This window comes from Desulfovectis peckii, from assembly GCF_055391705.1.
The window spans coordinates 1,645,779-1,657,270 of record NZ_AP042409.1; the positions used below are offsets into that span (position 1 = coordinate 1,645,779).

11 protein-coding genes and 1 other RNA gene are annotated in these 11,492 nt (G+C 43.0%); all 12 read right to left on the reverse strand.

Going from position 1 to position 11,492, the window contains the following annotated elements; genetic code table 11:
* Window positions 1-159: 159 nt before the first annotated feature.
* Window positions 160-2,793 carry an alanine--tRNA ligase gene (gene alaS, locus ACZ5NG_RS08145; protein ID WP_464251316.1) on the reverse strand — a complete coding sequence of 878 codons (2,634 nt, stop codon included), beginning with the start codon at window positions 2,791-2,793 and terminating at the stop codon, window positions 160-162.
* Window positions 2,794-3,069: 276 nt separating this feature from the next.
* Window positions 3,070-4,092 carry an AI-2E family transporter gene (locus tag ACZ5NG_RS08150; RefSeq protein WP_464251317.1) on the reverse strand — a complete coding sequence of 341 codons (1,023 nt, stop codon included), beginning with the start codon at window positions 4,090-4,092 and terminating at the stop codon, window positions 3,070-3,072.
* A 66-nt stretch (window positions 4,093-4,158) separates the two neighbouring features.
* Window positions 4,159-4,332, reverse strand: a complete 174-nt coding sequence (locus tag ACZ5NG_RS08155) for a hypothetical protein (RefSeq protein ID WP_464251318.1) — start codon at window positions 4,330-4,332, stop codon at window positions 4,159-4,161.
* A gap of 26 nt (window positions 4,333-4,358) precedes the next feature.
* Window positions 4,359-4,535, reverse strand: a complete 177-nt coding sequence (locus ACZ5NG_RS08160) for a hypothetical protein (protein WP_464251319.1) — start codon at window positions 4,533-4,535, stop codon at window positions 4,359-4,361.
* A 649-nt stretch (window positions 4,536-5,184) separates the two neighbouring features.
* Window positions 5,185-6,294: a tRNA 2-thiouridine(34) synthase MnmA gene (gene mnmA / locus ACZ5NG_RS08165; RefSeq protein ID WP_464251320.1), complete on the reverse strand. Its 1,110-nt coding sequence runs from the start codon at window positions 6,292-6,294 to the stop codon at window positions 5,185-5,187.
* A gap of 10 nt (window positions 6,295-6,304) precedes the next feature.
* Window positions 6,305-6,676: a Fe-S cluster assembly scaffold protein NifU gene (gene nifU, locus ACZ5NG_RS08170; RefSeq protein WP_464251321.1), complete on the reverse strand. Its 372-nt coding sequence runs from the start codon at window positions 6,674-6,676 to the stop codon at window positions 6,305-6,307.
* Window positions 6,677-6,713: 37 nt separating this feature from the next.
* Window positions 6,714-7,922 carry a cysteine desulfurase NifS gene (nifS, locus tag ACZ5NG_RS08175; RefSeq protein WP_464251322.1) on the reverse strand — a complete coding sequence of 403 codons (1,209 nt, stop codon included), beginning with the start codon at window positions 7,920-7,922 and terminating at the stop codon, window positions 6,714-6,716.
* Window positions 7,923-7,960: 38 nt separating this feature from the next.
* The gene (locus tag ACZ5NG_RS08180; RefSeq protein ID WP_464251323.1) at window positions 7,961-8,395 is read right to left on the reverse strand and encodes an RrF2 family transcriptional regulator; all 435 of its coding nucleotides are present in this window, start codon (window positions 8,393-8,395) and stop codon (window positions 7,961-7,963) included.
* A gap of 193 nt (window positions 8,396-8,588) precedes the next feature.
* Window positions 8,589-9,923: a replication-associated recombination protein A gene (locus tag ACZ5NG_RS08185; protein ID WP_464251324.1), complete on the reverse strand. Its 1,335-nt coding sequence runs from the start codon at window positions 9,921-9,923 to the stop codon at window positions 8,589-8,591.
* A gap of 105 nt (window positions 9,924-10,028) precedes the next feature.
* Entirely contained in the window at window positions 10,029-10,355 is a 327-nt protein-coding gene (trxA, locus tag ACZ5NG_RS08190; RefSeq protein ID WP_464251325.1) for a thioredoxin, read from the reverse strand.
* Window positions 10,356-10,457: 102 nt separating this feature from the next.
* Window positions 10,458-11,186 (reverse strand): tRNA threonylcarbamoyladenosine dehydratase, encoded by a 729-nt coding sequence (locus tag ACZ5NG_RS08195; protein ID WP_464251326.1) that lies wholly within the window; start codon window positions 11,184-11,186, stop codon window positions 10,458-10,460.
* Between the two features lie 74 nt (window positions 11,187-11,260).
* Window positions 11,261-11,438, reverse strand: a non-coding RNA gene (ssrS, locus tag ACZ5NG_RS08200) — 6S RNA.
* Window positions 11,439-11,492 lie beyond the last annotated feature (54 nt).

The window sequence follows — 11,492 nt, forward strand, 5'->3', positions numbered from 1 at the left end:
CCTATCTGTAATATTGCCCATTTTATTATCTGTATTCGCCAGTATAGTACTCTTTTCCTTTTTATGCAAGAAATATTGTATTGCAGATTTCTGGTAACTTAATTAAGCAACAAGAACCGACACCATATAAAATGGCATCGGTTCTCATTTTTATATGGGTTATTTAATTTGTTTTTCCACAACATCATATGCTTTTTCCATGGCTTCCTTAAGTTTAGCCGGGTTTTTTCCGCCGGCTTGCGCCATGTCCGGTCGGCCGCCGCCACCGCCACCTACAATCTGCGCTATTTCTTTAATTGCCTTACCGGCATGTATACCCCTGCTGATTAAATCCTTGGTTGCCGCTGCCACTAAGCTGGCTTTGCCGCCGGTATCGGCACCCAATATCACTACACCGGAACCCAGCTTATCCCGCAGCATATCGGCCATCGTTCTTAAACTGTCCATGTCCTTTACTGATACCACTGCTGCCAAAACCTTCACACCTTTAATGTCTCGTGCTTGTTCAATAATATTGGCCGCCTCTTGCTGAGAAAGTTTACCGGTCAATACTTCCAACTCATGTTCCAGTTCTTTAATTCGGGCTTGCATGCCCTGAACACGCTTAACAACTTCCGCCGGTGAGGACTTAACTATTTCCGCTACTTTCTCAATTTGTTCTTCTTTAGCTTCTAAGTACTTCAGTACACCCTGACCGGTAACGGCTTCAATGCGGCGTACCCCGGAACCGATACTGCTTTCCGATAAAATTTTAAACAAACCTATTTCTGCAGTGGTGGTAACATGTGTCCCACCGCATAATTCCAAACTGTAATCGCCTATCTTTACTACGCGTACTTCCTTTCCGTATTTTTCCCCAAATAAAGCGGCGGCACCCATTGATTTTGCCTTAGAAAGAGAAGTCTCAAAAATTTCTACCGGCAAATTACTCAGTATGGCGCTATTCACTTGCTGTTCTACTTTTTTCAACTCTTCGGCGGATAATGCCGCATAGTGAGTAAAATCAAAACGCAAGCGATCCGGTTCTACCAATGACCCGGCCTGATTAACATGCTCGCCAAGTACTTCTTTTAATGCTTTATGCAGCAAATGAGTAGCAGAGTGGTTGCGGGCAGTGTTACTGCGCCGCCGGTAATTAATTTCTGCCTCCACTTTCTCATGGCGGCGGATTTTTCCGGCTACTACTTTACCGCGATGTACAATAAAGTTTTCCACGGGTTTAAAAACAGAAGTTACCTCTACTGCAAAATCCTTACCGGTGATTCGTCCGTAATCAGCTACCTGGCCGCCACTCTCGGCGTAAAAGGGTGTTACATCCAAAACTATTTCCACTTCTTCACCGGCATCCGCAGACAATTCTTGCAAACCGTCCTTTAATATGGCCAATACATTAGCTTCAGCCTTTAACTGACTGTAGCCAACAAAGTGGGTATCACCCAACTCCTCATGCAGTGCTTTATACATTACGCCTTGTTCAGAAAGATAATCTGTTCTCACGCGGGCACTGCGCGCTCTTTGCCGCTGTTCTTCCAAAGCCTTGGCAAAACCCTCTTCATCTACTGCCAAACCTTGCTCTCCTGCAATTTCTTTGGTTAATTCCAGCGGGAAACCATAAGTATCGTATAATTTAAATACATCATTACCGCTAATTTCCGTTTGACCGGAAGCCTTAGCTTCTGCCATCAATTGATTTAAAATTTCCGTACCCTGCGCCAGTGTTTCCAAAAAGCGCTCTTCCTCAGTTTTTATTACGCGGATAATATGTTCCTCATTTTGTTTTAACTCCGGGTAGGCTGAAGACATTTTATTAATTACTGCCTTACCCACTTGATAAAGAAAAGTGCCTTCCATACCAATTACCCGACCAAAGCGCACCGCCCGGCGCAGCAGCCTGCGAATTACATAGCCGCGGCCTTCATTGGATGGCAAAGCCCCGTCACTGATAGCAAAGGTTACCGCCCGAGTATGGTCGGCAATTACTTTTAAGGCTAAATCAACTTCTGCCTTAACCCCATATTGAACATTGGTTAACGAAGCGGTAAAGTCCATAATATCGCGCAACAGGTCAGTATCAAAATTTGAATGTACATTTTGCATCACGGAAGCAACCCGCTCCAACCCCATGCCGGTATCAATACCCTTATCCTTAAGGGGGGAGTAATTGCCCTCTTCATCACGGAAATATTGAATAAATACCAAGTTCCAAATCTCTAAAAAGCGGTCACAATCACAGCCGACAGCACATTCCGGGCTGCCGCAGCCTCGTTCTTCACCCAGATCAATATATATTTCCGAACAAGGCCCGCAAGGACCAACGCCAATTTCCCAAAAGTTGGTATCTTTCCCCATGCGCACAATTCTTTCTTTGGGTAAGCCAATCTTTTGATGCCAAATTTCAAATGCCTCATCATCATCATGATAGATCGTAACCCAAAGCTTGTCTGACGGTAATTTAAGAACTTCCGTTACAAATTCCCAAGCCCAAGGTATTGCGGTTTCCTTAAAATAATCCCCAAAGGAAAAATTGCCAAGCATCTCAAAGAAAGTATGATGGCGGGCGGTTTTTCCTACCTCCTCAATATCGGGAGTGCGTAAGCACTTTTGACAGGTAGCAACCCGTTTCACTTCCGGCACAGCCTGACCGGTAAAATACGGTTTGAAAGGTACCATTCCGGCTGCTGTCCAAAGGATGCTGGGATCATTATGTGGAATCAGCGATGCACTGGGAAGTATTTTATGTCCGCGTTCTTCAAAAAATTTTAAAAATTTCTCTCTAATTTCTTTACCGGTCAAGACGGCATTACCTCCTACTAAAAGCTTTCAAAAGCAGATTTCAAAATGCAGATAGTATATTAAAAAACCTTTCCCTCCCAGTATCCGTCTTGGGGGAAAGGTTTAAGCCCAATTTCTGCACAATAATTATACAGAAAATTCCTTACTTATGTCAAGAATTGTATTTAATCGGTAAGTACAGCAAAAATAAAGGTTAGGAGTACCCCTCTGTGACATCAAAATTCATCTAGAACAATAACCACAGAAATATACCCCGCCGACAAAAAGATAAAATTTTTATCCAACAACTACCCGGATAATTACCCGCAAAATTGCCGTCAACGGTACGGCAAGAAGCATACCTATAATACCGTACAGCTCAGCCCCAACCAACAGCGCCAGTATTATCGTCAAAGGGTGTAAACCGACGCTATCCCCCAATACCTTGGGAGCAATCACGTTTCCTTCAATTTGTTGTACAATTAAAATTGCCAATATTACCTTTAATACCATCCATTTAGACTGCATTAAGGCGATCATTACTGCCGGAATGCTGCCGATAAAGGGCCCAAAATACGGTATTAACTCGGCAATTCCGGAAATGATCCCCAGCATAACGGCATAAGGTAATCCCAATAAAGCCATGGCCGTGCCGGTCATTAAGCCAACTATCAATACCAGCAACAGATGCCCGCGAATAAAACTGTTTACCACTTTATTAATTTCACAAGTTAACACCCACAAATTAGGAAAACGCTGCGGCGGCAGCCACTCTTCTACTTTGTTTTTAATTTGTTCCCAATCTTTTAAGATATAAAAGGCCACTATTGGGGCTAAAATAAGATTAAAGGAATAGCCAACCAAGCTTATTAGCATTTCTACCGTTTTCTTGATACAACTTTGCAGCATCGCTTCTATGTTGCTAATTTGTTGATCTACTGCCTGGCGCATAACCTCAGGCAATTGTGTTTTGTAGTATGTATTTTGAATATCCCGTAAGATCGCCTCAACCTGGGCGGTATAGGTTGGCAGCATGTCTACCAGCATATGCAGTTGGGTTACCAAACGGGGAATACCGTACATGAGAAAGGCAGCGGAAACGATTAAAACCCCCAGATAAGCAATAAGAATTGCCGGTACCCGGGAAGCACCTCTGGCTTCCATTGCCGACACCAAAGGATGAATGATATAAACAAATACAATTGTAATTAAGAAAGTAACCAAAAGTCCCCGAATTAAGTAAAGAAAGGCTGCCAATAAAACAAATAATATAATATACAAAAGGTGATGAATTATTTGCTTGTTATACCTTAATGCCATGTTTTCATCCTACTCGTCTGTGTTTTGCATATAAAGAAAAGTGAGGTTATCAACCTCACTTTTTACTTACCTCATCAGTTCCCTAAATGTTCTAGAAGCTCCCCGCAGCATGCGGACAGTTTGTTTGCGCCTTCTTGGTCCCATAAAGTTGCGGCGGCGTTTTTTATCCTCGTTCATATACATGCTCATGGCAGCAGCAATCATACCTCCGGCCATCACGCCTCGCCAGAACCCGCTCATAAACGCCACTACCTCCTTTGAAAATTTTATAGCAGCATGGTTTGATTATTAGGGTCGAAGGCCACTAAACTACCGTCATCGGCCACCTCGTAAATTTGTACGCCATCTTTAGTTTTATGAAATTCCAAACAGCAATCCCAACAATAATATTGCTCCACGCCAACTCTACCTGTTGCCTTTCCACCACATACTGGACAATTCAAAGCATGTTCCTCCTTAAAGTTTAGCACTAGCAATATTGTTGCCGTTTTTTCTGCAAAAAATTCAAAAAAAGAGCGCGCGCAAAATTAATTTTAAATAGCGGCATGCTCAAGCGTTCACTACGTTTTATCGCTAATATTGCCTTTGGCCTGTAAGTTTAGGAAAACATGCCTGTCCAATCAACCAAATGCAAGGCTGTTTGTAGCGCCAAGCATTTGACCTTATGCTTTCAATTAGCCGGCTTATTCAAAGAGCATTGCTAACGGAGGATTAGCGCCGAGGACTGCTTGAGCGTTAGCGAGTTCGCTTTCATCTGATTAAAAATTAAAGATGAAAGTACACGGCCGCCCGCCCGGAGGCAGCGGAGCTCGTTCATTATATGTGCCGGCGTGTTTGTACTATCTAACTATCATAAGTACTAAGGTAGATAGTATAAGAAAACTAGAGCTTCCGTCTGCGCCCTTTTGCCTTGCCGGAAACTAAGTTTTCTTTACGTAGCTAAATGCCTTGGCGGCCTTTACCGCAGTTGCGTTTATTGTAACGTTTCTTTAAAGGACCGGCGCGGAAAGCTGTTTTTCCATTATGTTAACCAACTAACCCCTAAATACAAAAAGGGACTTAAGCACTGTGAAAGCTTTAGCTAACAGTACTTCAGCCCCTTTTAGCATGATCAACTACTTTTTCAATTGTACCGCCACCAAGCAAATAGTCGCCTTTATAGAACACAACCGCTTGTCCGGGTGTAATTGCTCTTTGCGGATTTTCAAAATGCACATGCATTTTACCGTCCGGCAACGGAGTAATTATCGCCGGAGAGGGTTTAGCGTTGTAACGCACCTGGGCCATTACTTCCAAGGGTTGAGCCAATTTTTCATATAAAATCAGATTGATGTCATCAGCTATTAAATCATGTTTTAATATTGCTTCCTCCGGCCCTAAAATTATTGCGTTTCTTTCCGGGTCAATGTCAACAACATACATTCTTTCCCCGGTAGCTATGCCCAAGCCCCGCCGCTGACCGATAGTGTAAAAGGGAATCCCTTGATGCTCGCCCAACACATTACCTTGTAAATCTAAAAAAGGTCCTTTTTCAAATCCGCTGCCGGTGCGTTCTTCTAAAAAGCCACGGTAATCGTTATCAGGAACAAAACATATTTCTTGGCTCTCAGGTTTAGTAGCGGTAGAAAGCCCTAATTTTGCAGCAATTTCGCGCACTTCATTTTTTGTTAATTCAGCTAGCGGCATCAAAGTATGGGCAATTTGATATTGAGTCATGTTAAACAAGACATATGTTTGATCTTTTTTTTCGTCCTTTGCTTTTCTAATTGTCCATCTGCCGTATTCTTGATCATAACCTAGGCGTGCGTAATGACCGGTGGCAATATAATCCGCCCCCAATGATACTGCTTTGTTCAACAAAGCCTTGAATTTTATGTAGCGGTTACAAGCAATACAAGGATTAGGAGTGCGCCCTTTTAAATATTCATCCGTAAAGTAGTCGATAACTTTGGCCTCAAAAATGTCACGGAAATTTAATACATAATAAGGAATGCCCAATTTATCGGCCACTCTTCTGGCGTCATCAACCGCATACAAAGAACAGCACCCGACATAATCATCATTTACTGCCGTTACATCCGGATCCCAAATCTGCATCGTTACACCAATGCACTCATATCCCTGTTGCTGTAAAAGAGCGGCGGTCACGGAACTATCCACGCCGCCGCTCATTGCCACTAAAACCTTTTTCTTAGCCGACAAATTTTTTCACCTACGCACCTTTTTGTTTTAAATAATTTTTAATGGCATTATGCAGTGCATCCGCTGCCAAATTAGAACAGTGCATTTTTTGCGGAGGTAGTCCTTCCAGTTCTTCGGCCACTTGCTTATTGGTAATTTTCAATGCTTCCTCCAGTGTTTTGCCTTTAGCCATTTCAGTAACCATACTGCTGGTGGCAATTGCCGCTCCGCAGCCAAAGGTTTGAAATTTGATATCTTCAATTCTATTATCTTTAATCTTCAGATATATTCTCATAATGTCGCCACAAGTAGGGTTGCCTACCTCTCCTACGGCGTCGGGACTTTCAATTGTACCCACGTTACGCGGATTAGTAAAGTGGTCCATTACCTTTTCAGTATACATAATATACCCTCTCCTCCCCTAGCTTATTGGTTCGAAATTAATTATTTTCACAGGGTGTACCGGCGTATGGGGTACAATTTTGCCCTGCTAAAGGAGACATTGCTCTTAAGCGCTCAACTATCGGAATTAAATTTTCTATAAAGTAATCTACATCTTCTTCCGTATTTTGACGCCCCAGTGTAATTCGCAAACTGCCATGAGCAACTTCGTGGGGTATACCCATCGCTAAAAGCACATGTGACGGTTCCAAAGAGCCTGATGTACAAGCAGAACCACTGGAAATGGCAATTCCTTTCATGTCTAAAGACAGCAACATGGACTCACCTTCAACATACTCAATACAGAAACTGGCGTGCCCGGGCAAACGTTTAGTGGGGTGACCGTTTAAGCGCACATTTGGAATTTTGCTTAACACCCCGTCAACTAATTTATCACGTAACTTAATCAGTCTGGCATATTCTTCTTCCCGGCGGGCTTCGGCTAATTCAACCGCTTTACCCATTCCGATAATGGCCGGTGCATTTTCAGTTCCCGGGCGACGACGGCGCTCTTGACCACCGCCATAGCTAATCGGCTGCCACCAGGTTCCGCGACGCAGATACATTACACCTATTCCTTTGGGGCCGTATATTTTATGACCGGATAATGTTAACAAGTCAACATTTAGCTCGTCCACATTAACCGGAATTTTACCAAAACTTTGCACAGCATCCGTATGGAAAATTATCTTAGGATTTTGTTTTTTCAGCATCCGGCCAATTTCTGCAATGGGCATTATTGTACCCACTTCATTATTGGCATGCATGATGGAAACTAAAATAGTTTTATCAGTTATGGCATTTTGTACATCCTCTACGCTGACTAAACCATATTCATCCACCGGCAACACAGTTAATTCAAAGCCTTCCTTTGCCAACTGCTGACAAGTTGTCAGTACCGCATGGTGCTCAACGGCAGTGGTTATAATATGGTTCCCTTTTTGTCTGTTAGCATATGCAGTGCCACGCAGAGCCATATTATTTGCCTCGGTACCGCCACTGGTAAAAGTAATTTCGCCCACATGAGAAGCACCGATTGCTTTTCTCACTTTTTCACGGGCTTCTTCAACCGCCTTTCTTACCGTGCGCCCGAAGCCATGTATACTGGACGGGTTACCGTAATGTTCGGTCATATACTTCATTACCAGTTCAGCTACTTCAGGATCTACCGGAGTTGTTGCTGAGTGATCAAAATACACTTTGCGCATTTGCTTTTATGTCCCCCCTCGTTTGTCAGGCATTACCCCTATTTCTGGATTCGTTCCACTTTTTCAGCTTCCCGGCACATATCAGCTAAAGTAATAGAATCCATTACTTCACTCATACTATCCCGAACCTTTGCCCAAACATTTCGAGATATACAATAATGAAACTGTTCGCACTGCCCGGGTTTTTCTTCATTAACACATTCCAGCGGAGCTATCGGTCCTTCCAGCACTCTGATTACATCACCGACCGTTATTTTGTGTGGCTCTCGCGCCAAAATATAACCACCTTGAGCACCGCGGATACTTTTTACCAAACCTGCTTTGCGCAACGCCGCAATTAATTGTTCAAGATAGCTTTCAGACAATTGCTGCCGTTCAGCCACAGTTTTTAAAGGTATGGGATCATCACCATAGTTCATGGCCAATTCAAACATAGCTCTTAAGCCGTAATGCCCTTTGGTGGACAGTTTCAAACAACCACCTCCCGGCAAAAAATATAATTCCCAGTAATGCACTTGGTTTTTCCACTGAGAATATCTTAGCACTGTATCAGAGTATGTGTCAATAAAAAATTCCTAGTGCAGCGGTTGGTTTTTTTGGCTTAAATAATTAAAACATTTTTACATATCTTTCCCAAGTTATGACCTTTAGATTACAAAAAATATATCATTCAATATTATTATGATTGTCATTTGTATTATTTTCTTTGCCCATATTCCTTCTCATTTTTTTCAGTAAATCAAGTTTCTCTTTCATTTTGGCTTCCAGCCCGTGATCAGTGGGTATATAATATTCCGTTCCCACCAGTTCATCAGGCAGGTATTGTTGACTTACCCAAGCGCCGGGGTAGTCATGGGGGTATTTGTAACCAATTCCGTGCCCTAATTGTTTTGCACCCTTATAATGTGCATCTCTTAGGTGCAGCGGTACCTCTCCGCAGTTTTTCTCCTGCACGTCGGCTATTGCCCGGTCAATTCCCATATATACGGAGTTGCTTTTCGGGCATAAAGCTAAATAGGCAGCTACTTCGCTTAAAATTATCCTTGCCTCGGGCAAGCCTACAAAATGCACCGCTTGAGCACCGGCCACCGCCAGCTGCAGCGCACGGGGCTGCGCCAATCCAACGTCCTCTGCAGCACTGATTACCAGCCGCCGGGCAATAAAATTAACGTCTTCCCCGCTGACAATCATCCGCGCCAAGTAATGCAAAGCGGCATTCGGATCACTGCCACGGATTGATTTAATCAGTGCAGATGCCACATCATAGTGATTGTCTCCCGATTTATCATATTTTATCCTGCGCTGCTGCAAACATTCTTCGGCCACTGCCAACGTAAATGTAATTACCCCCTGCTCATTGGGTTCAGTAGTTAACACGCCCAATTCCAAAGCATTTAACGCTACTCTGGCATCCCCGCCACTGGCTTCCACTAAATGACTCATCGCATCAGGCTCCATTATTACCTGGTAGTTTCCCAGACCGCGCTCTTTATCATTTAAAGCATTAAGTAAAATTTTTTTAATGTCTTCATCTGTTAGCGGGCGGAACTGAAATATCGTGGACCGTGAACGCAGCGCATTATTAATTTCAAAATAGGGGTTTTCTGTAGTAGAGCCAATCAGAGTGATTAGGCCCTGTTCAACATATGGAAGCAATGCATCCTGCTGGCTTTTATTTAAATGATGAATTTCGTCCAAAAACAAAATCACCGGGCTTCCCTGCCGTGCCTTTTCCGCAATGCGGCGAATATCCTTAACACCACAGGTAACGGCATTTAATCTTTCAAAAGGACGATTTGATGTAAGTGCTACTATTTCCGCCAACGCCGTTTTGCCTGTGCCCGGCGGTCCGTAAAAAATAGCTGAACCCAATCTGCCGGCCTTTATTGCTCGATATAATAATTTGTCTTTTGCTAAAATGTGCTTTTGGCCAACAAATTCATCCAGACTGCGGGGCCGCATTCTGGCCGCCAGCGGCAGATGTTCCGGATAAAACAGCACGCTATATACCTCCCTAAAATTAAGCCTGTAATTAAAAAAGCCTATACAGTAAAGAGCACGTACATATTCAGTACGTGCTCTTTAAGACAAGTTATTATGTAATAATTATAAGTGCTTTTCTACCAATTTCTTTAACTCATCTTTTTTCCGGAAACCGATTACACGTTCAATTTCTTTTCCCTCTTTAAATAAAATCATCGTCGGTATGCTCATTACTTGATATTCGCCTGCAATGCTGCGATTTTCATCCACATTTAATTTAGCAATTTTAGCTTTACCGGCCATTTCGTCAGCTAACTTTTCCACTTCGGGGGCAATCATTTTGCACGGGCCGCACCATTCCGCCCAGAAGTCAACCAAAGTTAATCCATCGCCGTTAATGGTTTCTTTAAAGTTTGTCTCATTGAGAGTTATTACATTTCCGCTCGCCATTGTATACGCTCCTTTCCGGATGAAAATTATACCAGAAGAAGTTCAGTCTATTACTGCCTGCCTCCTACATTGTCTTATTATAATACCTGCTAAAACAGCTTGTCAAATTTTTAAATTTTCGGATTTATATAGCAAATCCCGCACCACTACACTTGCTAAAATCAAGCCGGCTGTTCCCGGTACAAAAGAAATACTTCCCGGAGGCTGTCGGCGGCCTGTTTGCTTAGTTGCATAGGGTTTAACCGCCGGCTCGGTGGAATAGACAACTTTTACTCCTTGAGTAATGCCGGCTTTTTTTAATTCCCGCCGCATTACTTTCGCCAGCGGGCACACGCATGTTGCGGATATATCAGCGACTTGAAACTTTGTGGGATCTAACTTGTTGCCGGCACCCATGCAGGACACTATCGGAATGTCATTTTGCACACATCTTTTAATTAAATCCAGTTTACTGCTCACACTGTCAATGGCATCAACGACGTAATCTAAATCCGAAGTAAGCAGTTCGGTGGCGTTTTCAGCACTATAAAAAGCCTTCACTGCCCGCACCCTTATTTCCGGATTAATAAGCTTTACCCGTTCAAGCATTAAATCTACTTTAGCCTGACCGACCGTATTTTCTAACGCATGCAGTTGTCGGTTGATATTGGTAATATCAACATCATCAAAATCAACCAATACCAATGAGCCGACCCCGGCCCGGGCTAACGCTTCTACGGTGTAAGAGCCTACACCACCTAGGCCAAACACTGCCACTTTGCTGTTTTTTAGCTTTAATAAACCCTCGGAACCGATAATCATCTCCGTGCGGGAAAAACGATGTGTTTCCATTTGCCTTTACCCCATTAAAAAAGCTTACGTTATAATAATTTACCGTAAGCCTTTTGACAATTCAATATAAATTATTAAACCCCACAAATGCCGTTTCAACAAGAGTTTTTGAACCTGCTCTCACAGGTGGGTGCCCTCCTGACTGCTTCATGTTTCCTGAAAACAGGCATACAATCCACAGCCAGAGCCCAGGCTCCCTTTCACTATTTGTTGGCTCAAAACTTCATGATGAAACGGTCACAGCAGGGCGGTAAATTTCTTAATGTGAAATCTTTATTTAGCAATATGTTAGCATAATATTCATAT